Raw genomic sequence first — 24,741 nt, 5'->3', positions numbered from 1 at the left:
GGCTGCCACTTGCCGGGTTTTCAGCCCTTTAGAATGTCGCGTTAGATCCGTGAGCTTCGCTTGGAACAGCGCGGTTACCAGCGTGACGATGCGTGCAGGTAACCGACAGCATTAGTAACTCATTTTTTTATGGAAACAATCGTTCCTTTACCTCCTTCGACCCGAAAGGTGAATGACACACGATCTCCTACCTTCAACCCTGCCAATTGGTCATCCGACACGGAAAAGGCCATGGTCATCGGCGGCCATTGAACAGCTGGGACGGCACCGTGAGCGAGTGTCACGGTATGCTTCGCAGGATCAATGGCCTTGATCGTGCCCTCGGCATCGGCGACAGCCATCTGCCTTGATTCCTGCTTCATTTCCATGCCTTCCATACCGTCCATTTTCATTGCTGACGTGTCTTGTGCATGGGCAGCGAAAGAGAGCACAACCGCAGTGCTGGCAACTGTAATAAGGGTCAGTTTCATACGACATTTCCTTTCAGAGTTACGGGTTTGCTAGGTAGATTTCGACGACGCATTAAGCGATAGGCCGCCGGGATGACAAACAGGGAAAGCAAGGGCGCAGTTACCATGCCGCCGACCATTGGCGCGGCAATTCGGCTCATCACTTCGCTGCCGGTACCACTGCCCAACAGTATGGGCAACAGGCCCGCGATGATGACAGCCACAGTCATAGCTTTGGGACGCACCCGCTGCACAGCGCCTTCACGAATCGACGCCACTAGTGCATGTTCAGAGTTATCGCCAAGGCCCACACGTTCAGCCCAAGCATTCTTCAGGTAGAGCAGCATGATCACGCCGAACTCTGCAGAAACCCCGGCCAGTGCGATGAAGCCGACCCCCGTTGCCACCGACAGATTGAAACCGAGCAAATAGAGGAACCATGCCCCTCCGGTGAGAGCAAAAGGGAGTGTGGCCATGATCAACAGGGCCTCATCGAATCGAGCGAATGTCAGGTAAAGCAGCACGAAGATGATCAATAGCGTGGCCGGTACGACCAGCTTTAGTCGTGCGTTAGCTCTTTCGAGAAACTCGAACTGCCCCGAGTAGCTCAGGCTCATACCAGGCTGCAACTTGACCTGTTGATTGACGACCTGACGAAGATCGGCGACCACGGAGGCAATGTCCCGACCACGCACATCGATGTATACCCAGCCCGAAGGCCGCGCGTTCTCGCTCTTGAGCATTGGTGGACCGTCAGTGATTTTTATTTTTGCCACAGTACCGAGGGTGATCTGGATGCCTGACGATGTGTAAATGGGCAATTGTTCCAAGGCTCCCGGTGAGTCACGCCACTCTCGCGGATAACGGACGCTGATCGGAAAACGTGCGAGCCCCTCAATGGTCTCCCCGATATTTTCGCCTCCGATAGCACCAGCCACGATGGACTGCACATCAGCGATATTCATGCCGTAGCGGGCGGCTGCATTACGATCGATATCCACATCGATGTAGCGGCCACCGGTCAGGCGCTCGGCCAACGCGGAGCTGACACCGGGCACATTTTTGGCTGCCTTTTCAACCGCCTGGGTGACCGAATCGATTTCCGTCAGGTTAGTGCCGGCAACTTTCACCCCGATGGGACTTTTGATCCCTGTGGCCAGCATGTCGATGCGGTTGCGAATCGGGGGTATCCAAATATTGGTCAAGCCAGGCACGCGTACCACGCGGTCCAGCTCCTCCACCAATTTTTCCTGGGTCATGCCTGGGCGCCATTGCTCATGCGGTTTGAACTGAATCGTGGTTTCAAACATTTCCAACGGCGCTGGATCAGTAGCGGTCTCAGCACGACCGGCCTTGCCGAAAACGTGTTCAACTTCAGGGACTGTTTTGATTAGGCGATCGGTCTGTTGCAGCAGTTGTGCAGCCTTCTGCACCGACAACCCCGGCAGGGCTGAAGGCATGTAGAGCAGATCCCCTTCGTCCAGTGGTGGAAGGAACTCCCCACCCAAGCGAAACATTGGCCATAGCGCACTGACAAATACCAACAGCGCCACCAGCAGAGTAGTTTTCGGACGGCGCAGAACTGCGTCCAACGCGGGTTGGTAGATCCGTATCAACCAGCGGTTTAAAGGGTTATGTTGCTCACTCGGAATTCGTCCCCGAATCCAATAACCCATCAGCACCGGCACCAACGTCACCGACAATCCCGCCGCTGCCGCCATGGCGTAGGTCTTGGTAAACGCCAGTGGGCCAAACAATCTTCCTTCCTGAGCCTCCAATGTGAACACCGGAATGAACGACAGCGTGATGATCAACAGACAAAAGAAAAGCGCGGGGCCGACCTCGGCCGCTGCATCGGTCATCACATGCCAATGCTGCTCACCCTTCAACTCCTGCCCAGGATGAGAGGTGTGCCAGAATTCTATTTTCTTGTGTGCATTTTCAATCATCACCACTGCGGCATCGACCATGGCACCGATAGCGATAGCGATCCCACCCAAGGACATGATGTTGGCGTTGATGCCCTGGTACCGCATGACAATGAATGCAATCAACACCCCCACAGGTAGCGAAATGATTGCCACCAAGGATGAGCGCAGGTGCCAGAGGAAGATCCCGCACACCAGGGCAACGACGATGAACTCTTCCAGCAGCTTGTAACTGAGGTTGTCTATTGCGCGGTCGATCAGCTTGCTGCGATCGTAGGTTGTTACGATTTCTACGCCTGCTGGGAGACTGCTTTTCAACTCATCCAGTTTGCTCTTCACCGCCGTAATGGTCTCGCGAGCATTCTTACCGCTGCGCAAAATCACTACGCCACCGACGGTCTCGCCTTCCCCGTCAAGTTCAGTGATGCCTCGTCTCATTTCCGGCCCAAGCTGAATCGTGGCGACATCGCCAAGGCTTACAGGCACACCGCCTGATTCCAACTTCAGCGGGATCGTCCGAAAATCGTTGAGCGTCTTTAGATAACCCGAAGCTCGCACGATAAACTCGGTTTCGGCCATTTCCAGCACAGCACCACCGGTTTCCTGATTGGCCTTGCCGATGGCTTCAGTCACCTGTGCCTGAGTGATCCCGAGATTGGCCATCTTGAGCGGATCGAGCTGTACTTGGTATTGCTTGACCATGCCGCCCACGGTGGCCACTTCCGCAACATTGGGCAGCGTCTTGAGTTCAAACTTCAGGAACCAATCTTGAAGCGCACGAAGTTGCGCGAGATCGTGCCCACCAGTGCGATCCACCAGTGCGTACTGATAGATCCAGCCCACTCCCGTTGCGTCCGGCCCCAGTGCGGGCTTTGCGCTGGCTGGCAACCGGCTTTGTATTTGACTCAAATACTCCAGCACCCGAGAGCGAGCCCAGTACAAGTCGGTACCATCTTCGAACAGCACGTAAACAAAGCTGTCGCCGAAGAAGGAATACCCGCGCACGGTCTTGGCTCCAGGTACTGAAAGCATGGTGGTGGCCAGCGGATAGGTGACCTGATTCTCGACAATCTGCGGTGCTTGTCCCGGATAAGGGGTACGGATGATCACCTGTACATCGGAGAGATCCGGTAGTGCATCGATTGGTGTGTTCTGAACTGACCAGATGCCCCAAGCTGTGACGAAAAGTGTCGCCAACAGCACCAAAAAGCGGTTGGCAACAGACCAACGGATGAGGGCAGCGATCATGGCTGACCTCCCGTTTTATCTAGACGTTCGACACGCAATCCATCGTCGGTTTGGCTCACCGCGACCCGAACCTTGTCGCCCGTTTTCAGACCCTGAATCAGGGTAGGATTGGCAAGTGGAAACGTCATCGTCATGCCCGGCATGCCCAGTGTCTTGAAGGGGCCGTGGGCGAGTGTGACTTCTTTATCGTCGATTTCGACGATCTGCCCGTCCGCCTCATGCAGACCTGAGGCTGCTGCGATACGGGGTGGTACGTCTGCTGAACTGGCCACGATACCCTTTAAACTGGCCTCCGAATCGAGCAGAAATTGGCCCGAGGTAACTACCTTCTGACCTTCATCCAGACCTTTAACAATTACTGTCTTGCCACTGCTTTCCTGCCCGAGCTGCACTTCAACGGGGCGATATCGGCCAGCATCTTCGGCTAGCATCACCAAGGCACGTCGACCGGTGCGAATGACGGCCTCGCTCGGCACCCACACCACACCCTGCTCAGTTGAGCTGCTCAAGCGCACTTGCGCCGTCAAACCGGGCTTTAGGCGACCGTCTGGATTGGGTAGTTCGACCCGTACGCGCAGGGTGCGGCTATCCGCATTGGTGTCCGGCAGAATTGTGCTGACAGTGCCATTGACCTTGGTCCCAGGGAAGGCCGGCAACTGCGCCTCGACCTTTTGCCCCTCGGCGATGGTACCCGCGTCGGATTCAGGAACGGACACCGCCAGCCAGACACTGCTCAGACCATTGACCCGCGCCAGTGTCTCGCCTGCCGCGACGGTCATGCCTATGCGCAGGTTGAGCTCTTGCAGCACCCCGCCAATCGGGCTGGTCAAAGTCAGATAAGGTTGGACCTTACCGCTACGTTCGACCTGGGCAATCACTCCCGGCGGCATTCCACTAAGCAGTAAGCGCTGCCGCGCAGCGGCGAGCAAGTCGCGATCACCGTTATTTTTCAGGGCCAGGAACTCAGTCTGAGCCGCCGCCCACTCGGGCACCAGAATATCCGCCAGCGCCGCATTGGCTTTGAGCAGATCACCGGGTGCATGGGCGTAGACCCGCTCTACAAAGCCTGGAGTACGAGCCTGGATAACCGCAACATCCCGTTCGTTAAAGGCGAGGATGCCACTCACATCAAGGCTGGATGCAAACACTCCACGGCTGACCATCGCCGAGCGCAGACCGAGATTCTGCGCCACGCTCGGATCGATGCTGACCGTCGCTTGATCGTTGCCGCCACTGGCGTATTGCGGAACCAGCTGCATGTCCATGAACGGCGATTTACCCGGTTTGTCGAACTTCTGTTGGGGGTACATCGGGTCATACCAGTACATGGCTTTGCGTTCATTTGGTGCGTTTTGATTTTGCTCAGACGAAGCGTCCCGTACTTCGCTGACGCGTTGAAGTGCTAGCCAGTAACCACCGGCGATCCCCACTGCCATTGCAACGCCTGCCAACAAAACCCCACTCTTTTTAAGGCTCATTGGCTGGCCTCTCCATACGCAAAATACAGTCGTGCATTGATCAGTGCTCGCTGTTCCTCCACTTCGACTTGTTTGAGACGAGCCTCGATGAGTTCACGTCGGGCGGCGACAACCGCATTCAAATCGCCTTTACCGGCGCGGTAGCTGGCCATGCTGAGTTCGACTTTTTCTTTGGCCAGCGGCAGCAGACTTTGCGCATTGCGCTGGACCGCACGATTGAGCCGTTCATAGTCAGCCAGTACACTTTCCAGTTGCTCGGTATGCTCGCGTGACAAGGCTTCGCGCTCGGATTCGAGTTGGTTGACTTCGGCTTCTCGTGCGGCAATTTTTGGGTTTTGCCGGGTCTGCGGAAACAACGGCAGATCCCAGGAAAGTTGCACGCTGACCATGTCGCCGAACTGCCGATCACGGTGCTGATAATCCACCTCCCAACTCCAGTCGGACTTTTTCTCCGCCTGCGCCTCGCGCACCTTGGCTTGCGCTTCACGGGTCATCGGCCCGTACGCGGCCAGCTCGGGATGATGTTGCAGTTTATGGGGCAAGCCTGACGTATCGATCGGCCACTGCGGAAGACTTCCCGCCGGCGTTGCGTTGGCGGCCGGACCAATCCAGCGTTTCAGCGCCGCGCGCGCTTGAGCACGCTGGCGTATCAGATCGTCTTGCTGCTCGGCCAGTTGCGCCGCTTCCTGCTTCGGTGTCACGGCATCGGCCGGTTGTGCGCGACCGCCGGCAATTTGCGCGCGGACAGTGTCGCTCAGCAAGCGGTTCTCCTTGTAGAAGTCCTGGAACAGCGCGTCTTTGCGCTCTATTGAATAGCTGCTGATCCAAGCCAGCGCCGTGGCTTGGCGCACGTTCAGGCGTTCGACCTGACGCTCGGCAGCGGCACGCTCAACCCCTGCGTTCGCCACCTCGATCCGCGCCCTGCGCTTGTCACTATTGGGCATGTCTTGCCTGACCCCGACCATTTGCATGGTCATGAAGTCATCATTGACGCTCCAGCGATCTGGGCCGCCGATGGGATAGTTCTGCAGACCAGCGAGCAACTTCGGGTCAGGTAGCTCACCCGCTGGAATGGCCGCACTGCTGGCAGCCTGAATCTTTGCATCCTGTGCAGACAGCGACGGCGCGGTGTTTTCGGCCAGCCGCAAGGCCTCTTCGAGCGTCAGCGAGGTAGCGAAGCTCGGCAAGGCCAGTACGCTTGCCGCCAGACCGGCCACTAGGGACCAACCTGTGCAAAAGCACTTGGGGTTCATGTTTGCGATTCCTGCGATGATCCGCTGAGCGCTTCAAAAGGCCTGCGCACAGCCATGCCATCCCGTTAAAAACAGGATGAGGTTCAATAACGGACAGGAATCAGACGCGGGGCGGTCGCCATACACCGGATGGGGTGGACAAAGGAACGGAATCGCTGGAAAAGGCCAGCACGACGGGGCTGAGCAGAGTCACGGGCGGCTTGACGATCGAAACTTGTAGCATCCCGCCCGTCTTGCACTCCTGACCCGGTTTGCAGGGTTTCCCATGCTCGGTCGGGCTCTTCATGTCATTGCAACAATCCATGCCCATGTCGTCCATCATCGCCATGCCCGTGGCTTTCATCGGGCACGGTTCTGTCGGTGCCTGCACCCCCGCCATCCCGCTGAGGGGAAGCGCCAGGCTGATCAAGAAAATAAGACAAAACCGCAGGTAGCGTTTCATGAGGTTGGAGTGTAGCCGTCAGAATTGGCGCGAACAATTAATTAACGCTGGCTTTCAGCTAGCGCATGCGAGCCGCTTAATAACGCACGATGTAAGCCCATCAGCATTAAGCCTGCATTATTTTTTCAGTTACCTTTTGACGCAGCACGGATCAGCGCGCTATCTGAAGGTCGGCGAGAAAAATATTCAATTCTGTAGCGCCCGACTTTAATGGAGCGCGCCGCCTTAGCAATGCGTGCTGTGCTCGCATAATTACTTAGGGTTGGTTCCACTCGGCTGCGGTGGAACTAGAATGAAAGGCCCTCAGACACCTGAATCAGCATTTCTTCGACTAGATGTGTGCCAATGGTTGTAGTGACCATCGCTGATGGGCTTTCACCCAAAAAACGGGCTTTGGGCTTGGAAAGCCATTGTTTGGCCTTGCCTTTGTCACCGAAGATCACCTCGGCCAAGGCGCTGATGTGTGCAAACCGGAACAGGCGATCGCTCTCATGCAGCGTCAAGAGCTGATTGGCTGCCAACCTTGTTTTGAGCGCTTTTGGTTGAACGATTCTGTCGCGTTCTTCATTGCTAAGGGTCCCACTATCACACAGCACATGGACCAGACAGGCCGGGAATCCAGCTACTATCATGTGGTGAATGTCCAGACACGAAGCATTGACAGAGATATCAAGAAGGGCCTCCAGACGCATGCGGTAAGCATGATAGACATCCTGTCGCAGGATGCCAGCAAACATGGGCAGCACCGATGTTAAGTTGTGCATGGGCGTTAGCATTATTGTGCCATTCGCTACCGTTAGCTCCAGATCGTCCCCAATACCTAACCCCATTTGGTCAAGCAACTCTGGAGGCAGCTCAATGATGATGTCGCCAGTACCGTCCTCAGTATTCTGGCATTTGGCTACCCACCGCTCAGTTTCACTCATGATCGCCTGGCCCTCATCAAAGCCATCAGAGAATGACACACATCATTATGCTCGGGCGCAGAGCTGACCAAAGGAACGCGCAATACGCTGGTAGCGTGATCAGGCAATTACACGAAAAGGATATGACATGAACGCTGATGAGCTATACGTTTCCGTCGACGTCGAGACGTCTGGGCCTATACCAGGCGAATACAGTCTGCTTTCCATTGGAGCTTGCCTTGTAAACCAACCTGCAACGTCCATCTATCTTGAACTGCGACCTGATAGCCCAAAACACGATCCAGAAGCACTGGCAGTATCGGGGCTGAGTCTGGAAAAGCTGGAGCACGAGGGCCTCGCTCCGCGAGAGGCGATGCTGACACTTAGTGAATGGCTGAAATCGTCCTGCCAAACGGGGCAGAAGGTCATTTTCGTAGGGCTAAACGCACCGTTTGACTGGTCATTCGTCAATTACTACTTCCACAAATATTTGGAAACCAACCCCTTTGGTTTCACAGCTATCGACATGAAGGCCTACTTTATGGGCGCTGTAGGTTGCAATTGGCAGGAAACAAAATCATCCAAAATGACCGCTGCGCTGAAGCCAATCAGCGAACCCAACCATAACGCATTGGATGATGCCCGCTTTCAGGCGGAGCTCTTCGCCCTAATGTTAGCGGGTAAAGGTAACCGCTGATCCGCCTTCCACCGCACGGACTTGAAGCTCATCCGACCCAGGTTGCCTCAATGTATCTGCCGTCCCTGAATGACCAAGCCTTGATACCTTCTGGTTTTTCGGACTTGCCGACAATAACGGCTATGGGGTGCGGCAGATCCTGCGTGTAACGTGCAGCAAATTTGGAAAAACTTCCGATGTCTGCCGGAGATATCACTGGAATGGATTGGGGATGCGTATGCCAATAGCCCACTAGACGTAACCCTTGTTCGTTGGCAGCCTGGATCTCCAGACGGCATCGCTCCGCATCCAATTCTAGCCAAGACCAGCCTGACCGATCAGCGCGATGAGGCAACGTGGCCGAGGCCAGCAGCAACCCTTTGGGATCAACCGGATTGACGAATAACTGTCCCCCTCGCTCCACGCCAAAAAGGCCCTGCCGATGACTATTCAAGATGTCCGCGACAGCTTGGGACACCAATAGCTCGGAATTAACTTCCGGCCATCGCCAGCGCCACGCAATATCCGTCATACCGTTTCGTCCTTATCTTCCGGCCATCCGCGCTCGAGTAAAATTTGCTGCGCCCCCTCTGGCAGTTCGGGCCCATGGTATTGGCCTCCCAGGCTCGGCACATCTTCAGGCCTGTAGATACTGCTGACCCAAGATGCAGTGGCAATGTTGCCGGTCAATGCGCGTAAGGCCGTGTGCGAAACCATAGAGGCGATATTGGTCATCCCCAGCGAGCCGCCTGGGATAAAGCTCTCCCCACAAGCGGGCAATGGAACCACACCCCCTCCCGGCCACTCTGTAAATTTATGCAAGAAATCGCCGACGTCCGTGAATAGATGACGGCCATCAAAGGTGCCGGCTGGTGCGAATAGCGCATGGCCTACCTGGGTGTACGGTTCGCTCCAGGCTTGTAAGACCCCCCAAGGAACGCCGCTGGATTTGGCTCGCCATACAGTGACCTCCGACTGCCAGTCTGCTGTCGTGATCACCACCAGATCTGCATTATCGAACACTTCTGGTTTGCTGCTCATCACCACTTCGGCGAATGTCGAATAAGCGGTGCATTCTGTCGTCGGGAGATCTAACAGAATCTTGTCCCTCAACGCTGACGCTTTCAATCTCCCTAGGCTATCCGCTCCCAGAACATGCCTTCCCAGATTGGCTGACACCAAGGTGTCAGGATCGATGAGGGTAAGGTGGCCAACACCGGATCGTGCCAACTGTATTGCCACCGCACTGCCTAGCGAGCCAACACCAACGCAAACTACCCGAGCATTTTCAAGGCGCTGTGCAGTGCCGCTTTTATCGCGGGACAGAATGGACGCTCGATCAAGCACGTCCAGGGCAGTTGCTCGGACGAGCGCCGGAGGATGTGCATTTGCGATCGCTGGCCTGCGGCGCGCTGTACGCAAGCCAAACTTTGCCCCCCGCTCCTGCTGTACGCCAAGCGAGCGTACATTGAGGCAATAAGTTGGAGAATCCGTCCCCCCTGGAAGCTCTAGAACAATCCATCGACTTGCCAACGTTCCATGCTGCTCAAACCATGCCAGCAATTGCTCGGCATCGTCTGGTTGAAGATGTGGTGTTAGCCACAGCATTAGATCTTCTGGATCCGGGGTGCGGATATCCGGATAGGTCTGAAGCTTGACGTAAAAACCGGGAGTTTCGGCCGCGCGAATGACAGCGGAGCGCCCGACAACCCGTCGGTAATGCCCTTTGAGTGCAGCTACGTTCGATGCTAGCCAAACCGTTTCCTGTCCGGATGGCACAGCCCGGCGCGGATCGCTGAGCGCAAACAATTGCGAGGCGGCCTGGGGTCGATCCAAAAGTAAGAGGTTCTGGAATGACTGACCGTGCTGGAAAGACCAGTAGGTAGTGATCTCATTCTGAAATTCGATATCGCGCGTTGCCTGGCTTGATCCCATCTTGGACAACGAAACGATCTGGGCTAGGCGATTAAGGCTGTCCTCTACAACGACCTCCGGGGAGCCCATAATGGGGCGTTCCTGAAAGCCATGAAGGCAAAGCCCCGACTTGGTGGCATGCGGCCAGACCAGCCACGGAGAGGGTTCGACGTTCAGTCGCAAAAGCCCACGGGGGAAGTTGGAGGGAAAACCAATACGCAGTCGCCGCTCCTGGCCCGTGTAATCGATGGGCAAGGGAAAGTGAAAGGACGCCGCTTCGTCAGCCCGCATGGGTGCGGGCTGGAGCAATGCATCGGCAGCATCCTGACCTAGGGTATTTCGCAGTGCGGCGATTCCGCGCTGCAATGGCGTCGTAATAGGATCAGCCAAGGCGTCCAACTGGCTTTACGCTCGACTGAGAGGTTCCGCCACCGCTGGCTCCTCCGAAGAGCGAACCCATCGAAGCAGAGTTTCGAGTAGTGCCATCCGGTCGGCCGGGCATGGTCCAATTCGCAGGGATCTCATTGTTCACTGCCGAAATGAATGCCGGTGCAATACCGAAATTCTTTTTCACTGCTTCTGCAAAGGAATCATTGGATTCAAAACTTTCCAAACCCAATGATACGGATGCACTGGCGTCCGCATGCCACTTGGCAAATGCTTGTCGATAGCCTTGCCCCTCGCCTGGTCGATTCCACTTTTCTGCAAAGTTTTCGCCGTTATCGGCAGGGTTGCAGACAAAGCAATCGTTACCTCTATGCGCGATGTGCTGCGGCATTCTACGAACGATTTCCAAAATTGCATCGAGCGGAGCCAAAGGCTTCGACTGTGATTCCTTCACGACATCCAGGTATGCGTGAGTGGCCAAAGTGGTTATGACAGCGGATATGGGGCGAGTATCAGCGCTCCTTGTGTTGATGGCCCATTCATCGCGATGCCGCTTGAGCAGCTTTATGGTCGCACGCAGGGGATCTTGATCGATGTAATCCTGATAATGCGGCAAAGGATCTTGTGTCGCGGCATCGAGCATCCGCTGGCTTTTGGCAACTACCAAGCTTTCCAGAGAAATTTCCTGGGCAGAGGCAACCTGTAACCAATTCGAGTACGGGATAGGGCTGCTTGCTTTCCACCCTGTGACCCGATCCGGAACCTCCAGTTTACCCTCGCCGTTGGCTTCGCCATTTCCGTTGATCGCACGTGCGGGGGTGACATCGATGTGGAAGCCTGGATTCTCGTCGGCATAAACAATCCGGATGCCACGACGTAATTGCTTAACTTCTTCCTGAACGCGGGAGCCTTCCCTAAAACGCTGCTCAATCGCTTCTAGAACTTCCTTCGCACTAGCGCCTTGAGCGTGAGGGAGCCAGATAATCGCGTCCGCATCAATGGTGTCCAGATCCGCAGGCGCACCGGGGATTGGCTTGATGGTCGTTTTCAGCCGCATCGAGCCTTGAACGAAGATATGGGCCTCAGCGAGGAGCGGGTTGTCGGAGGCCGAGAGGATTTTTTCCAGTTGGGAGTAGCGGTCATTGATTTTCTGGTACTGCGCTTCCGACAGCGAGATTTCCCGCGCGGCGCGAAGCAGAAAATATTCCCAACTGCTGCGCTTGGTCTGTTCGTTGCTCAACAGCATTTACCTAGCCTCCTGGGCCATCGAGCCCAATTGCAGTGTTTGCGTAAACCGATCTTGGTTTTCTTTGTCCCGATCAAAGATCAGGTACGTATGTTGATGCTGCGTTGTGAGCAACGCACCAAACTCGATGGCCAATGCCGCAGGAATAGCGGCGAAGACGTGGATAGGTTCAGGAGTCAGAGCTTCAAGCTGGCTCAGCCGTATTTGAAGTGCGTCACGAAAGGCATGAATCACCCGACGGTTCTGTACCATCGCATAGCTTGGTTCTGGGATCGACAGCTCTGCAATACGTGCACCGGGCAGAGCGTCGGTCACGTCGCGAACCGGGACTTGCGCAGAAATGGAGAGCACAAGCGCCAGTGGCCCGTCGCCGTCGGAGGGAGGTGTAAACAAAAAAGCGGGCGGCTCAGCGGACTGATCGGGCCAGCGCAACCGATGCTCGCGGTGGAAGGAGAAGATCAAGCGTTTGGAACGGTCGCCGATACCCTGGCCCAACATCATCAATGCCGGGATATCGGCCAAGCCCACTACAGCTAGTGCAGGCGCATCGCCGTAGGTGCCGCCGCGACGCTTGAGTTGCTGCTCCAACTCATACTGGACACTGTCTTTGATGTTCTGCCAATAGGTCGCGTCCCTACCTCGCGGTCCGGGTGCAGGGAAAGTGATTTTAATGCCTTGATCGAAGGCCGTTAGTCCTTCAGCCGACATCGCAGTCAACAGATCGCGAACGGGAATGTCGTTGATCGTCTGGAAATGCTGACTCAGGACGATGAGAGGAATGGCTCTACCACCATCGGGGGTCGTTGCGGCGAGTCGGATGCGTTCCAGGTACGCTTGGTGTAAACCACTCAAATCATTTTCAGGATACCCGTCTGCATCACGATCAATTTTGTCATGACAACCTGGGCACAGGAGCATCAGATTAGCGGTATCGTTAGTGTGCGCCTCAGCATCATGATCCGCGCGTCCCCGAGGGCCTTTGGGACTGGCGGGCAGAATATGCGCCACTTCGCCCCATCTCATTGGCTTGCCAGCACGATAGTCGAACGTCAGATCCGTACCGCACAGTTCACAATGACCAGCGGTCTGTGTCCATACGATCCGCTTCGTCTCTTCATTTGTGTTGAAGCGCCCGCTTGCGGGCTTAGCATCTTCTTGTTCTGCCATTCCGACCTACCCCCGAGAAACATCCATGATTAAAAACGATGATGGCAAGATAAGATCATCTTAAGGCCATTTGCTTTGATTTCAAGAGCGATTCGAGGGTGATGGGCGCTGGATCGGCTTCGAACCGGACACTTTGTGACTCAGCGAAACGAAGTGATGGCCGCATTCGTTTTGGGCAAGTGCTGGGAATGGGGTGCTGAGCACAGCGTATGTATTGAAATTAGGGAATTTATGCGAAAGACATAAACTCCCTAATTTCGATACATACCTTCCTCATACCCTACGACGTTCGTCACTACACGACCCTACAACACATGGCAGTAAATGCGCGAATAGGCGTTTCGTGGTACGCAACTTCAGATCATATGGTTCTGAGGCTTGCGCCTAAACGGCGCGATTAGCTGCGCACGATAGCCTGTTGGAAAGTCTCGCTCTTTTAGCCCTACCTGCGCATCACCGAGCTTGTTTGCTGCGTCATAGAAGGTTCCAAATAGGTGATCCCAAATAAGTAAAAACTCTCCGAAGTTGACCTGGGCATCTTCGAACTCTCGCTTATGGTGCCAGCGATGTGTCTCGGCGACTCCAATCACGTTGCGTAACCAGCCCAACGAGTAGTCCAGGTTCGAATGCTGGAAGGCTAAATGAACGGTCAAGATGCTGAACCAAGTCGCGATAACGGCCGACGGCGCACCTGAGGCGAGCAGAACCACCAGCCCCGGTCCGGCCATTAGCGCCGCATGCAGCGGATGTCTGCGCTCCCCATTCATCCAATAAAGGCGATCAGCGCTGTGATGAATCATGTGCATACGCCACAGCCAATGCACCCGATGGCTGATGCGATGCATGACATACAGGCTTAAATCGAGGACGGTTGCGACCAGAACCAGCTGTAACCAGAGGGGACTCTCGCTGGGAAAAAGGCGAACTGATGCCGGCACCGCATCGCCAAGCTTGGCGAGGACTTCAGCAGTGAACTGAATGACAGAAAGGTTGACCAGCATATGCAATAAATCGGTCGAGGTGTCTTGATGATCTTCGAGCCAGGATTGACGAAAGGGTTGGAATTGCTCCAGCGCGGCGATCGTGAACAAGCTCACAATAGCGATCAGGAGTGTTGTGGGCCATGGCGGAATCCCGGTGTAAAGCGCCCAAACCATGAACGCAGCGGTGCCACCAAATATGAGCGGATAGCTCATCCAACGTATGACGTATCGGAAAATAATGATCATCGCTCACCTCCTTTTAGGAAGCGAAGACGATAAGTCACAGGCTGGCGTTTGGATTGAACGAAAGAGCTACAATCGAATGATGAATATCCTCGCTTGACCTTATAGCGGCTAGAAGGTTTGTAATCGACAGGATCAAGTGTATTTAGAGGAGCGGCCCCATGAGTTCGTGTGACAAATCCTGTGGCTGTGGCCCGGCTTCAGCAGGCCCAGAAGCAGCAGCTAAGCCATTAAATGAAGGGACATGGATCAGCAAATTTTCAGTACCAAAAATGGACTGTCCTTCCGAAGAACGGATGATCAGACTCGCGCTGAATGGCTTGCAGGAAATAGCTTCACTTTCTTTTGACCTATCCGGTAGACAGGTGAGTGTTTTTCACGAAGGGGCCGTAGAGCAGATCGCTACCAAGTTGGAGTCACTTGGCTTGGGGGCAAGGCTATTAGATACGCAGCCCATCAGCCCAGAGTCCGTATCAGCCAACAGTGCCAATGAAGAGCAAAACGCTTCAAAGGAAGCCAGCACATTAAAAATATTGCTCGGCATCAATGGTGCAATGTTTCTCGCCGAAATGAGTGCTGGCCTGATTGCCCAATCGACGGGGCTGATTGCCGACTCGCTGGACATGTTTGCTGATGCGGCCGTTTACGGGCTGGCCCTCTTTGCGGTCGGCCGCAGCGCGGGAATGCAAGTACGTGCAGCACACCTGGCAGGTATGTTTCAGATCATTCTAGCTTTGGGTGTGCTTTTGGAAGTTGCTCGACGCTTTCTCTATGGCAGTGAACCTGAATCGATGCTGATGATGGGGATAGGCGCCGTCGCGCTGGTGGCAAACGTCACTTGCCTGTGGCTGATCTACAGCCACCGCGAAGGAGGAGCACACATGAAAGCGAGTTGGATTTTCTCAGCCAACGATGTGATTGCGAACGTTGGCGTAATCGCTGCAGGAGCATTGGTCGCTTGGACAGGGTCTCCGTACCCAGACTTGGTGATTGGTACGGTCGTTGGCCTGATCGTTTTGAACGGCGCACGTCGAATCCTGGCTCTAAAAGCTTAACTATTCCAATCGGCGAGCGGCCTGTAGCTAAGGCCGCAAGCCTCTAACCTAGTCGCTTAATGCAAGCTCACTTCGGCGAGCGCCGATGAGGGATCTATACCCAACAGCGAGCGAAAGGTTCTGGAAAAGTGGGCTGAGTCGGAGAAGCCTGACGCGTGCGCAGCGGTGGTTATAGGTTCTCCGGATGCCAGATGTCGAACAGCTTGGGTCAGTCGTAGCCATTTAGCATAGCTACGCAGCGGCAAACCGGTTTGTTCCACGAACCAATGCGAGAATCGAGTTGGGGACAGGTGTACCAGTGCTGCCAACTCTTCACGTCGTACCATGCCCTGGTAAATGGCCGTGCTGACTATTGCCAGGCGAGGATCGGCGACTGGAGGTGCATCGGTTATCTGTAGGGCTTTTCGCACTGCGGACCGAGTGTCTCCCGCGCCTGCCTTCAAGGAGTCAGCAATTAGTGCGGCGTCAGCCGGGGCGATATTGATCGGAATCGGCGTCATGGTCTTCGGCAAAACCTGGCCCTCTTCTGCCAAGACGTCCAAGTAGATTGAAACGATGAGGGCTCCGCTGATTCGATGCCGAACACCGGCTGGAATAAACACTGCAAACTCGGTGTGCTGACGCGGCAGGCATTCCACTGTTACAGGCACGTCGATACCTATAGCTATTTGGTGAGCCTGATGCTGATGCCAATCTTGATGACCAGCATGCCCAGCAAAAACCGCTAACCCAGGCGTTAGCCATGCGCGACCAGACCACCTTAGGACACGTACTGGAAGGTGGCGCTCCATCGTCAACGTTTGCTTGGCGACGCGGGGCTAATCACGCTTATGACCAATAAAAACGATGCGCCGCTGACAATACATATATCTGCGAGATTAAACGCGGGCCAGTGCCAGCCTTGATAGTGAAAATCCAGATAGTCCACGACAAAGCCTCGCAAAGAACGGTCGATAAGATTGCCAACAGCCCCACCCAAAACGAGACAATAGCCCAAGGCTTCGCTCCAGTGACGTTCCCGTTGAAGGATCGCGACGAGCGTCAATGCTACGGCTAGCGCAACAACAACGAAAAGGTAACGCTGCCAGCCTCCAGCGTCAGCCAAGAAGCTGAACGCGGCGCCGGTATTGCGTGCATGCACTATGTTGAAAAATGAGCCTACGGCGACCGATGAGCCCAGCTCATAAAGGTGCTCGACGCCAAGCTTTAGACTTTGATCGATCAACGCCAGGACCGCTGCAATTCCCCACCACAAAGTAGGCGGCTGTACACGAGCTGTCATTGGGAAACCGTTCATTGGCTATTCCGTAGTAACCGTTCCAGTACATCTGAAACTGGTATTTTTTGAAAAGCACTGACTCTTGCTCGTGCGGTATCACCCACTGGGATCCAGGTCTTGGAACAGCAAAGCAGGCATCGTGTCCGTATCATTTGCGCAGCAAGCGCAGGCCATTCAGTACTACCAACAGGCTTACCCCCATATCCGCGAATACCGCCATCCACATCGTAGCGTGACCAGTGAGCGTAACGGCTAGGAAGATGGCTTTAACGCCCAGCGCGAGCGCAATGTTTTGCGTAAGTACTGCTCCGGTCTGGCGGGAGAGACGAATGAAGGCAGGAATCTTGCGCAAATCATCATCCATGATTGCTACGTCAGCAGTCTCGATCGCCGTATCGGTGCCAGCTGCCCCCATCGCGAAGCCCACATCAGCCCGAGCAAGCGCAGGGGCATCGTTTATTCCGTCACCGACCATGCCGACGGTGCCTTTATGATCGATCAAGGCTTCGATGGCTTTGAGCTTATCGATCGCTAGGAGATTGCCCTTGGCCTCGTCAATGTTTACCTGCGCGGCAATTGCCAGCGCGGTATGTGGGTTGTCCCCTGTCAACATCACAGTCTTCACACCTAACGCGTGAAGCTCCTCGATTGCGGCTCGGCTGGTGGCTTTTACCGTATCGGCGACTGCAAACAACGCCAGCGCCCGTTTGTCATCGGACAGAATGACTACAGTTTTCCCTTGCCGCTCAAGGTGGCCCAGGGCGGCTTCGGTATTAGGTGAGCAGAACCCCAACTCCTCCAACAAACGATGGTTACCCAACTGGTAGCGCTTACCCTCGATCTCGCCGCGGACCCCTCGGCCCAGCAGCGCTTCGAAGTTATCCACTTCCAGCAACCGCAGCGATTGCTGGGCCGTTTGTTTGGCAATAGCCCGCGAAACCGGATGATCCGAACGTTGGGCAAGGCTCGCGGCGGCAATGCGATAATCTCTAGATAATCCATCAGCTAGAGGCAGGAAATCGGTCTGTACGGGCTTGCCATGGGTAATGGTCCCAGTTTTATCCAAGGCCAGATGGGTGATCTTGCGACCGCTTTCCAGGTACGCCCCGCCCTTGATTAAAATGCCTTTTCGCGCCGCTGCCGCGAGGCCGCTTACAATGGTCACCGGGGTCGAAATCACCAGTGCGCAAGGGCAAGCGACTACCAGAAGCACCAGCGCCCGATAAATCCAGTCAGCCCATAATCCGGCCATAAACAGGGGCGGGAATATCGCAACGGCAAGGGCGAAGAAAAACACCGATGGCGTATAAACCTTGGCGAACTTATCGACGACCCGCTGGATCGGGGCGCGTGAACCTTGGGCTTCCTCCACAGCATGAATAATCCGGGCCAGTGTCGTATTGCTGGCCTCAGCCGTCACGCGGTACTCGAAGGAACCGGACTCATTGATCGAGCCGGCATAAACAGGGTCACCGACAGCTTTCTCGATGGGCAAGCTTTCCCCGGTGATAGGGGCTTGGTTTACGGTAGAGTTGCCGGAGATCACGTTGCCATCCAGACCAATGCGCTCGCCGGGGCGAACTCGAACCAAGGAGCTGATCTGGACGGTTTTGACATCTACGTCCAGCCAACTGCCGTCTGCCTGGCGCACCGTTGCATGATTTGGGGTCAAGTCCATCAGTCCTTTGATCGCATTGCGTGCACGATCCAACGACTTGGCCTCAACCAATTCGGCAACAGTAAATAAAAACATGACCATCGCCGCTTCTGGCCACTGCCCAATCAGGACCGCTCCCGTCACCGCAATGCTCATCAACGCGTTTATGTTGAGATTGAAATTTTTGAGAGAGATCCAACCTTTCTTGTAAGTCGCGGGCCCGCAGAGTGCTACCGAGATTAAAGCTACAGCAGCAATCACCCATTCGGGGGCTGCCTGGGTGAAATGCAAAATTTCCGCGCCTACCGCAGCAATACCAGACAGCGCTAACGGCCACCAGGTGCTTTTGCGCAGTGATTCAGCTTCAAACTGGCTTTGCTGCTTATCCGCGCCTGGTACGTCGACCGCGCCATTCAACGGTTCCGCCTGCATACCAAGCGATGACACGGCCGCTTCGATTCCCAGGGTATGTGGCAATTCGTGCCAGACACCTAGAGTACGGTTCATCATGTTGAATTCCAATTTCTGAATTCCAGGCATCTTTGCAAGCTTGCCCTCAATCATCGCCTGCTCGGTAGGACAGCACATTTGCCCAATCCGGAAACGACTCAAGCGAGCCGTGTCGTTGACAACGGCTGATGACACTTTGGATGCGCACGCGCTTGGGCCATCCGTTCCAGATGCAGAGCAACATGCATCGGTAACAACCGAGGTGGTGGGCTCGTTCGGTTCGGTAGGTGGATATTGAGAAGATGTCGGAGATGAAGTGGAGCAGCTTGTCTTTCCGCCGTTGCCTCCAGCAGAGCAGCCATCCGCACTTTTGGTTGTTGAAAGCGCAGGATTCACGTCCGAGGTCTTAGAAGAACAGCAACTGGTAGTTCGATCTCGATCGGTTTCGTCTTCACCCGATGTTGCGGAAGTCGCACAGCAGCTCCCGGATGCGACAGGGTCAAAAACGTCCACGCCCGCTGGCTTTTTTGGTGCTTGCTCGTCACCGCAACAGTTTTTCATGAGAACGCTCTCCGCTTTTCATGGCGAGAGTGAACACCTTATAGCCACTATAAGGTCAAGAGATTCTTCGATGCCTTAAGGCATCCACCAGCGACCATTCATGTTCAACGTGATCACAGTGAGTAAGTGGCCGGTAGTAGATAGGAAATGCTGCTTCCCCTCGCGCCTACGGTGTTGGCATCAACGGCGTCCTATTTCGTGACGCTAATATCAGGCGGCATCCCGTCCTCACAGCAAAGCACACAGGGCACTTGCCCTATGCGGCGGCCGACGAGCAGCACAGAAGCTCTGCTACGAAGGTAAGCAGCCATGTGCAGAGCAAAGCGTCCAAACTCGAGTTGAAGAGATCGGCGGGGAGGGTTTTCATCGATCAGAGGCCTGGCGATCGGTAGAACGGTGAGCAAGGATTTGCTTGTTGCCTGACGCGAGTAGAATGAGGATTCCAGCAACTATAGGGTCAAGAGAAATGAATGCGCCCACGTACACGATCGGTGCCTTGGCGAAGCTGACCGATACCAAAGCCGTAACCATCCGCTATTACGAGCAGTCAGGGCTGCTGCCTTCTGCTGGAAGATCACCGTCGGGTTATCGCTTTTACACAGATGAAGAGCGCAACCGGCTGCTGTTTATCCGTCGCAGCCGCGCGCTTGGGTTCAGCGTCGATGACATTCGCGATCTACTCGGCCTGGCTGACCGACGCGACGCTTCCTGCGCCGCTGTGGATGCGAAAGTGCAAGGGCAACTCCAACAAGTTCGAATCCGTATTCAGGACTTACGAGGTTTAGAAGCCGAACTGACACGACTGAGTGTTTGCTGCCACGGTGGTGTTATAGAGCAATGTCGCATCATTGAATCATTGTCGAATCGTAGTTAACGCGGCAAAAGACTCCATGTGCGTAGAGATTGTACGAGGTGAGAATCGTCATTGTGCAATAAAGTCCGCTATCTTGGTTTATTTCAGGATGCGTGCCTTAGGATTGTCCTGTGGTTCGCAAATTTGCCATCCCATTAAAACCGCATGCGGCGACATGTGGGAAAATCGATGGTAATAGCTCTAAGTTAACCGTGCTCAGTTATCATTATTGAACCACCGACACCTCCGTGCTTATTAAATTTCTGACGCAAAGTGCTTAACCGTGCGACAGGGTAAATTCATTGCCGCTTTGAAATGTGCAGCTTACCGCCTGTTTTGCACCCTTGCTCGGCTTACGGGGTTCACCGAGTTCGGGGGACTTCATGTCACGGCGGCAGCGTTGGCCCATGTTGTCATCCGCCATCCAAGGGTTTCATTGGACATGGCTCTCCGGCGCTTGAACACCCGCCATCCCGCTGAGGGGAAGCGCCAGGCTAATCAGGAAAATCAGGCAAAGCCGTAGACAGCGTGTCATGGGCTGAAGTGTAGCCAGTAGAAATGGTGCTAACAATCACGCTCCAGGCTTCTGGGTTAGCTGCCAGAAACCTCTATTGCGCGCTCATTTCCATTTCAGGACTTAGCGTGCCTAACCATGCGACAAGACAGATGATGAGGATTGCCATCAGGAATTCGAATTTCATGCTGCGGCGCAAGGCATTGACCGCTACAGAGTATTGACCATTGCGAACCGAGCGCTCCAATAGCGGGCTTAAGTGAAAGCGGTTCAGCGTCGCTAAAACGATCATCCCGGCAAAGAGCAGGATCTTCAAAAACAGCAACTGGCCATAGGTACTGAGCATGACCTCATCAAGGTTGGGACCGACGATGAAAAGGTAATTTACTACTCCCGTAACGCTTATGATCGCAACAATCACACCGCCGGCCGACTCAAAGCCAGTCAGCACGCGGGCAAGAATACGTGCTTCCTCCTCACCCTTCAGCGATTTCAACCGTAGCAGTAGAGCGAAGGCCGCTAGAGCACCCAACCAGCCACCTGCCGCTAATAAATGGAAAATGTCGCTGAGAAAATGCCAGTAGCGGCGGCTGCCTTCGTCCATGGCACCATGCCCCGTCCAGGCTAGCGTGGCCAACGCGATTGCTCCACAGACGGTGACGATCCAGAGGCTGGGTGTCGGATATCGTTTATTCAACGCGACGCCCAGAATTGCCCCCACCAAGGCGGCTATCCGAACCATCCAGGTCAGCCCAACGTCGGTGCCCATGATGACCATTTCAAAAATGTGGTGATGTAGCTCCATAAGCTCCGATACACCGCTCATTGCTTTTGCAAGCAACAACATCGCAGCAAGGGACAGAACTACACCTGCAACAGAAGTACCGTAGAGAAGCGACTCAAAGTTCAAGACCGTGCCCGATACCCTTTCCTTTCCCCTGAGGCTGTACAAGCCAAATATGGCCAGTCCAAATAACAACATCAGGTCAAAATAGAGAGCAAAGCGAACCACGATATTTAATGAGTCGCTCATGGATTATTTCACTTTGAATGAAAAGTTGCCGGTGATCGGGTGGGTGTCCGAAGACACTGCACGCCATTCAACTTTGTAGGTGCCGGTGGTCAGCGGTGCAGCCGGCGTAATCACCATGGTTTTCGGATCACCACCAGCAGCGACGGCGGCCTTTACACCCATGGGTGAGTTAGGCATGCCTGGCATGTCGGTCATGATCAGCTTTGCACCGGAGAACTGAGTGGTGAGATTCTCAGAAAAATGCAGTTCGATTTTCGACGGAGCCGCCGCATCCGAGCCTTCTGCCGGAGTGGAAGAAAGTAGTTTTGGATGTGCCTGGGCCACTGCACTCAGAAGCAAACCAGCAGTGATTGCAACAGCCACGGACGTAGTTTTAAGGAATGACATGCAAGACTCCTCACAGCAAGCGCTGTTGATTCGAGGTTTTTTGGGAGGAACTAGTTTTTAATTTCTTTAAAAACCACTGTTGATTAACTTGGAGCCCCGTCCTCTTCGCCAGGTTGAACAGGAGAAACTCGCTAGCCCTAACGTCACAGTGCGAGAACACGATGCCACACGATCACAAACTGTTCGATTACATTTCAGTCAGCTTGATCCGATGTTTGGCATCTAATCGTTGAGCGTAGCAAGACCTGGAAAAGACACGGCGTACCGCAGGACAGGGGAGCTCAATCACTTTGAAAAATCCGCAGAGGCGTAGCAAACGCAGAACGCCAAGACGTCGTTGGTCCCAATGTTTTGTCGCTCAGCTAACCGTGGAATCGACGGCCGGAAACTCAAGATGAAAAGCCGTTTTCCCGTCGCCTGACGTACACCAGATCTTGCCATTGTGCGCTTCGACAATTGATCGGGTAATTGACAGACCTAGCCCTGCGTTGCTCGGACTTCCTTCTCGCCGCGCTGGGTCCACGCGATAAAAACGATCAAACAGCTTTTCAAGGTGTTCGGGGGCAATGGGCTCACCATAGTTTTCCACGACAACCGTTACCGACGCATCCTTGTGCTGAATATCGACACTGATTGACGTCCCTTCATAGGTGTAGCGCAGCGCATTTGAGAGCAGATTGGAAATCGCTCGGTGGAGCATAAGAACATCACCTCGCACGCTCCCCCGTCCTGAAACCTTGAGCTCGATCCCTCGTTCATCAGCCAACAGGCGGTAGTACTCAAGCAATTTTTCCACGACAGCCACCAGGTCTATTGGCTTGCTCTCGTGCGTAATTAGACCATTGTCAGATTTCGCCAGAAAAAGCATGTCATCAATCATCCGGCTCATGCGCTTCAAGTCATCAAGATTGGAGTACAAATTGTCTTCGTAGTCCTCGATGTTTCTTTTTCTCGAAAGCACCACTTCAGTGTGGGTCATCAAGTTGCTCACGGGGGTCCGTAGTTCGTGGGCAATGTCTGCCGAAAAGTTGGATAACCGGACAAATGCATCGTCGAGCCTGGATAACATGGCGTTGAACGACAACACCATCTGTTGAAGCTCTTTCGGAACGGGTGCCAGGGGAATACGCTCCTTGAGTGATTTTGCTGACATGGAGGCAGCAACCCATGTGACCTGGCGGATAGGCCGCATGCCACTGCTAGCTACCATCCAGCCGAGTGCAGCACTGACCAATGCGCTGATCACCAACCCTATCCAAAACCATCGTTCGAGCGTCTCGAAAAAGGACATATGCTGCGTAACGTCAAAAATCAACATGACAGTTAATGGCCTTTCTTGTCCCGTCACTACGGATTGCGCAGTCACACCACGGAACATCTGCTCTTGCTCCCGCCATTCCCAGACGGTTGTGTTTGTGGTTGTTCGAAACGCCTTCGGAACGTCGACCGGGCCGGGATCCGCAAACAGCACCTTGCCGTCGCCATCGATGATAAGCGCAGTCAAATCACGGTGTGCGCCCAGCAGCGCTTCTAACTCCGGTTTAGCCTCGCTGAATTGATCGATGTTGCTCAGCCCGGACAAGATCCGCTGGGTCGAGTGGAGTTTTTCGTACAATGCCTGCTGATCCAGCATCTTGAAATGATGCCGGCTGAGGTTATTGAAACTGAGTCCGGCGACCGTGAGCACGGCCGTTACCGCGAGCATAAACATCAGACTCATACGAGTCGTCAGGGACATCCGGTTCATCACGACTCCGAATCTGGTGCATCGAGCATGTAACCCATTCCCCTTGAGGTATGAATCAACTTGACCTCAAAATCGTCGTCTATCTTGGCCCTGAGCCGTCTCACTGCAACCTCGATAACGTTGGTATCGCTGTCGAAGTTCATATCCCAAACCTGGGAGGCGATAAGAGACTTTGGCAGCACCTCCCCTCGACGACGCAGCAGAAGCTCAAGCAACGCGAACTCTTTGGCCGTAAGGTCTATGCGTTTGCCTCCTCGGATGGCTCGACGCTTGAGCAGGTCCACTTCAAGGTCAGCCAGTTTCATAAAGGTTTGCGAAGGTGCGCTGCTACCGCGACGCAGCAGCGTTCTGACTCGAGCAAGCAATTCAGAAAACGCGAAGGGTTTGATCAGATAGTCATCCGCACCGAGTTCAAGTCCCTTCACTCGGTCTTCAACGCGGTCTCTGGCGGTGAGAAAAAGCACCGGGACGTCTTTCCCGGAAGCGCGCACCTTCTGCAGGACTTCCCAGCCATCCAAACCCGGCATCATGACGTCGAGAATCAGCAGATCATAGGCTTCGCTCAAAGCGTGCTGAAGCGCCTCTTTTCCATTCGTGAAACGGTCGACATTGAACCCGGCCTCGTTGAGCCCTTGCTGCAAATAGATACCTATTTTTGGTTCGTCTTCAGCGACAAGAAGTCTCATGAGGTCGTTCTCAGATAAAGGTTAAGCGGAGTCTGCAACGAAAACTGGCAGCCAACCAGCAACTGACAGAAAAGTAATCTTGGCTTCAGGTAGATGTCAGCGAGTGCTGGCTAGGGTTCAGACATGAGCACTTCATTGGTGCTCGACCGACCTCTGAGCGATGAATCGTATGGAAGTCGGATTCCCTCATGAGGAGCTAC

Annotated in this window: 21 protein-coding genes and 1 pseudogene; 3 read left to right on the top strand and 19 right to left on the bottom strand. The window is 54.6% G+C overall.

Features of this window, described 5'->3' with window-relative positions:
* Window positions 1-119: 119 nt before the first annotated feature.
* The 6 genes from CXF97_RS18795 to CXF97_RS18770 all read right to left on the bottom strand — a co-directional run bounded on the left by CXF97_RS18795 (window position 120) and on the right by CXF97_RS18770 (window position 7,724).
* Window positions 120-470, bottom strand: a complete 351-nt coding sequence (locus tag CXF97_RS18795) for a copper-binding protein (RefSeq protein WP_062386181.1) — start codon at window positions 468-470, stop codon at window positions 120-122.
* Entirely contained in the window at window positions 467-3,625 is a 3,159-nt protein-coding gene (locus CXF97_RS18790; protein WP_062386182.1) for an efflux RND transporter permease subunit, read from the bottom strand. Before CXF97_RS18790 ends, CXF97_RS18795 begins: the two co-directional genes overlap by 4 nt.
* On the bottom strand, window positions 3,622-5,103 hold the full coding sequence (locus tag CXF97_RS18785; protein ID WP_054916987.1) for an efflux RND transporter periplasmic adaptor subunit: 1,482 nt from the start codon (window positions 5,101-5,103) through the stop codon (window positions 3,622-3,624). Before CXF97_RS18785 ends, CXF97_RS18790 begins: the two co-directional genes overlap by 4 nt.
* A complete protein-coding gene (locus CXF97_RS18780; protein WP_054916989.1) occupies window positions 5,100-6,356 on the bottom strand; it encodes a TolC family protein in 1,257 nt (418 codons plus the stop codon). Before CXF97_RS18780 ends, CXF97_RS18785 begins: the two co-directional genes overlap by 4 nt.
* Before the next feature lie 100 nt (window positions 6,357-6,456).
* A complete protein-coding gene (locus tag CXF97_RS18775) occupies window positions 6,457-6,798 on the bottom strand; it encodes a hypothetical protein (protein WP_054916990.1) in 342 nt (113 codons plus the stop codon).
* A 287-nt stretch (window positions 6,799-7,085) separates the two neighbouring features.
* Window positions 7,086-7,724 carry an antitoxin Xre/MbcA/ParS toxin-binding domain-containing protein gene (locus CXF97_RS18770; protein WP_082060922.1) on the bottom strand — a complete coding sequence of 213 codons (639 nt, stop codon included), beginning with the start codon at window positions 7,722-7,724 and terminating at the stop codon, window positions 7,086-7,088.
* 127 nt (window positions 7,725-7,851) lie between these two features.
* Here CXF97_RS18770 and CXF97_RS18765 point away from each other — a divergent pair, with 127 nt between their 5' ends.
* Window positions 7,852-8,400 carry a 3'-5' exonuclease gene (locus CXF97_RS18765; RefSeq protein ID WP_054916991.1) on the top strand — a complete coding sequence of 183 codons (549 nt, stop codon included), beginning with the start codon at window positions 7,852-7,854 and terminating at the stop codon, window positions 8,398-8,400.
* 28 nt (window positions 8,401-8,428) lie between these two features.
* Here CXF97_RS18765 and CXF97_RS18760 read toward each other — a convergent pair whose 3' ends face one another.
* The 5 genes from CXF97_RS18760 to CXF97_RS18740 all read right to left on the bottom strand — a co-directional run bounded on the left by CXF97_RS18760 (window position 8,429) and on the right by CXF97_RS18740 (window position 14,322).
* Window positions 8,429-8,911 (bottom strand): Mov34/MPN/PAD-1 family protein, encoded by a 483-nt coding sequence (locus CXF97_RS18760; RefSeq protein ID WP_019816998.1) that lies wholly within the window; start codon window positions 8,909-8,911, stop codon window positions 8,429-8,431.
* The gene (locus CXF97_RS18755) at window positions 8,908-10,692 is read right to left on the bottom strand and encodes a ThiF family adenylyltransferase (protein ID WP_019816997.1); all 1,785 of its coding nucleotides are present in this window, start codon (window positions 10,690-10,692) and stop codon (window positions 8,908-8,910) included. Before CXF97_RS18755 ends, CXF97_RS18760 begins: the two co-directional genes overlap by 4 nt.
* Window positions 10,676-11,926, bottom strand: a complete 1,251-nt coding sequence (locus CXF97_RS18750) for a nucleotidyltransferase (protein ID WP_019816996.1) — start codon at window positions 11,924-11,926, stop codon at window positions 10,676-10,678. The genes CXF97_RS18755 and CXF97_RS18750 overlap by 17 nt, the downstream gene beginning before the upstream one ends.
* Window positions 11,927-13,093 (bottom strand): SAVED domain-containing protein, encoded by a 1,167-nt coding sequence (locus CXF97_RS18745; protein ID WP_019816995.1) that lies wholly within the window; start codon window positions 13,091-13,093, stop codon window positions 11,927-11,929. It lies immediately after the preceding gene.
* 356 nt (window positions 13,094-13,449) lie between these two features.
* A complete protein-coding gene (locus CXF97_RS18740; protein ID WP_019816994.1) occupies window positions 13,450-14,322 on the bottom strand; it encodes a sterol desaturase family protein in 873 nt (290 codons plus the stop codon).
* A gap of 158 nt (window positions 14,323-14,480) precedes the next feature.
* Here CXF97_RS18740 and CXF97_RS18735 point away from each other — a divergent pair, with 158 nt between their 5' ends.
* Complete coding sequence (locus tag CXF97_RS18735) at window positions 14,481-15,374, top strand: cation transporter (protein ID WP_032872266.1); 894 nt, start codon at window positions 14,481-14,483, stop codon at window positions 15,372-15,374.
* Window positions 15,375-15,430: 56 nt separating this feature from the next.
* On the opposite strand, the gene CXF97_RS18730 is transcribed toward CXF97_RS18735, so the two are convergent.
* The 3 genes from CXF97_RS18730 to CXF97_RS18720 form a co-directional block, all read right to left on the bottom strand.
* The gene (locus CXF97_RS18730) at window positions 15,431-16,024 is read right to left on the bottom strand and encodes a helix-turn-helix transcriptional regulator (protein ID WP_225568928.1); all 594 of its coding nucleotides are present in this window, start codon (window positions 16,022-16,024) and stop codon (window positions 15,431-15,433) included.
* A gap of 143 nt (window positions 16,025-16,167) precedes the next feature.
* Entirely contained in the window at window positions 16,168-16,671 is a 504-nt protein-coding gene (gene lspA, locus CXF97_RS18725; protein WP_019816991.1) for a signal peptidase II, read from the bottom strand.
* Window positions 16,672-16,801: 130 nt separating this feature from the next.
* Window positions 16,802-18,874, bottom strand: coding sequence for a heavy metal translocating P-type ATPase (locus tag CXF97_RS18720; RefSeq protein ID WP_256589869.1), 2,073 nt, complete (start codon window positions 18,872-18,874; stop codon window positions 16,802-16,804).
* A 913-nt stretch (window positions 18,875-19,787) separates the two neighbouring features.
* Here CXF97_RS18720 and CXF97_RS18715 point away from each other — a divergent pair.
* Window positions 19,788-20,195 carry a helix-turn-helix domain-containing protein gene (locus CXF97_RS18715; protein WP_019816989.1) on the top strand — a complete coding sequence of 136 codons (408 nt, stop codon included), beginning with the start codon at window positions 19,788-19,790 and terminating at the stop codon, window positions 20,193-20,195.
* A 290-nt stretch (window positions 20,196-20,485) separates the two neighbouring features.
* Here CXF97_RS18715 and CXF97_RS28820 read toward each other — a convergent pair.
* The 5 genes and pseudogenes from CXF97_RS28820 to CXF97_RS18695 form a co-directional block, all read right to left on the bottom strand.
* Window positions 20,486-20,709: pseudogene (locus CXF97_RS28820) on the bottom strand (hypothetical protein); the annotation flags it as partial.
* 73 nt (window positions 20,710-20,782) lie between these two features.
* The gene (copD, locus tag CXF97_RS18710; protein WP_019816987.1) at window positions 20,783-21,721 is read right to left on the bottom strand and encodes a copper homeostasis membrane protein CopD; all 939 of its coding nucleotides are present in this window, start codon (window positions 21,719-21,721) and stop codon (window positions 20,783-20,785) included.
* A 3-nt stretch (window positions 21,722-21,724) separates the two neighbouring features.
* Window positions 21,725-22,108 carry a copper homeostasis periplasmic binding protein CopC gene (copC, locus tag CXF97_RS18705; RefSeq protein ID WP_024014909.1) on the bottom strand — a complete coding sequence of 128 codons (384 nt, stop codon included), beginning with the start codon at window positions 22,106-22,108 and terminating at the stop codon, window positions 21,725-21,727.
* A gap of 358 nt (window positions 22,109-22,466) precedes the next feature.
* Window positions 22,467-23,855: a heavy metal sensor histidine kinase gene (locus CXF97_RS18700; protein ID WP_019816985.1), complete on the bottom strand. Its 1,389-nt coding sequence runs from the start codon at window positions 23,853-23,855 to the stop codon at window positions 22,467-22,469.
* Window positions 23,855-24,541 carry a heavy metal response regulator transcription factor gene (locus CXF97_RS18695; protein WP_019816984.1) on the bottom strand — a complete coding sequence of 229 codons (687 nt, stop codon included), beginning with the start codon at window positions 24,539-24,541 and terminating at the stop codon, window positions 23,855-23,857. The genes CXF97_RS18700 and CXF97_RS18695 overlap by 1 nt, the downstream gene beginning before the upstream one ends.
* Window positions 24,542-24,741: the final 200 nt, after the last annotated feature.

The organism is Pseudomonas sp. Choline-02u-1 (assembly GCF_002836515.1).
GTDB lineage: Bacteria > Pseudomonadota > Gammaproteobacteria > Pseudomonadales > Pseudomonadaceae > Aquipseudomonas.
This window is presented reverse-complemented; position numbering and strand designations above follow the sequence as displayed.

Coding starts and splice junctions, on each gene's coding strand:
- CXF97_RS18795 (WP_062386181.1), bottom strand. CDS start 470: ATGAAACTGACCCTTATTACAGTTGCCAGCACTGCGGTTGTGCTCTCT.
- CXF97_RS18760 (WP_019816998.1), bottom strand. CDS start 8,911: ATGACGGATATTGCGTGGCGCTGGCGATGGCCGGAAGTTAATTCCGAG.
- CXF97_RS18765 (WP_054916991.1), top strand. CDS start 7,852: ATGAACGCTGATGAGCTATACGTTTCCGTCGACGTCGAGACGTCTGGG.
- CXF97_RS18735 (WP_032872266.1), top strand. CDS start 14,481: ATGAGTTCGTGTGACAAATCCTGTGGCTGTGGCCCGGCTTCAGCAGGC.
- CXF97_RS18770 (WP_082060922.1), bottom strand. CDS start 7,724: ATGAGTGAAACTGAGCGGTGGGTAGCCAAATGCCAGAATACTGAGGAC.
- CXF97_RS18740 (WP_019816994.1), bottom strand. CDS start 14,322: ATGATCATTATTTTCCGATACGTCATACGTTGGATGAGCTATCCGCTC.
- CXF97_RS18785 (WP_054916987.1), bottom strand. CDS start 5,103: ATGAGCCTTAAAAAGAGTGGGGTTTTGTTGGCAGGCGTTGCAATGGCA.
- CXF97_RS18720 (WP_256589869.1), bottom strand. CDS start 18,874: ATGATTGAGGGCAAGCTTGCAAAGATGCCTGGAATTCAGAAATTGGAA.
- copC (WP_024014909.1), bottom strand. CDS start 22,108: ATGTCATTCCTTAAAACTACGTCCGTGGCTGTTGCAATCACTGCTGGT.
- CXF97_RS18715 (WP_019816989.1), top strand. CDS start 19,788: ATGAATGCGCCCACGTACACGATCGGTGCCTTGGCGAAGCTGACCGAT.
- CXF97_RS18745 (WP_019816995.1), bottom strand. CDS start 13,093: ATGGCAGAACAAGAAGATGCTAAGCCCGCAAGCGGGCGCTTCAACACA.
- CXF97_RS18750 (WP_019816996.1), bottom strand. CDS start 11,926: ATGCTGTTGAGCAACGAACAGACCAAGCGCAGCAGTTGGGAATATTTT.
- CXF97_RS18780 (WP_054916989.1), bottom strand. CDS start 6,356: ATGAACCCCAAGTGCTTTTGCACAGGTTGGTCCCTAGTGGCCGGTCTG.
- CXF97_RS18790 (WP_062386182.1), bottom strand. CDS start 3,625: ATGATCGCTGCCCTCATCCGTTGGTCTGTTGCCAACCGCTTTTTGGTG.
- CXF97_RS18700 (WP_019816985.1), bottom strand. CDS start 23,855: ATGAACCGGATGTCCCTGACGACTCGTATGAGTCTGATGTTTATGCTC.
- lspA (WP_019816991.1), bottom strand. CDS start 16,671: ATGAACGGTTTCCCAATGACAGCTCGTGTACAGCCGCCTACTTTGTGG.
- CXF97_RS18695 (WP_019816984.1), bottom strand. CDS start 24,541: ATGAGACTTCTTGTCGCTGAAGACGAACCAAAAATAGGTATCTATTTG.
- copD (WP_019816987.1), bottom strand. CDS start 21,721: ATGAGCGACTCATTAAATATCGTGGTTCGCTTTGCTCTCTATTTTGAC.
- CXF97_RS18775 (WP_054916990.1), bottom strand. CDS start 6,798: ATGAAACGCTACCTGCGGTTTTGTCTTATTTTCTTGATCAGCCTGGCG.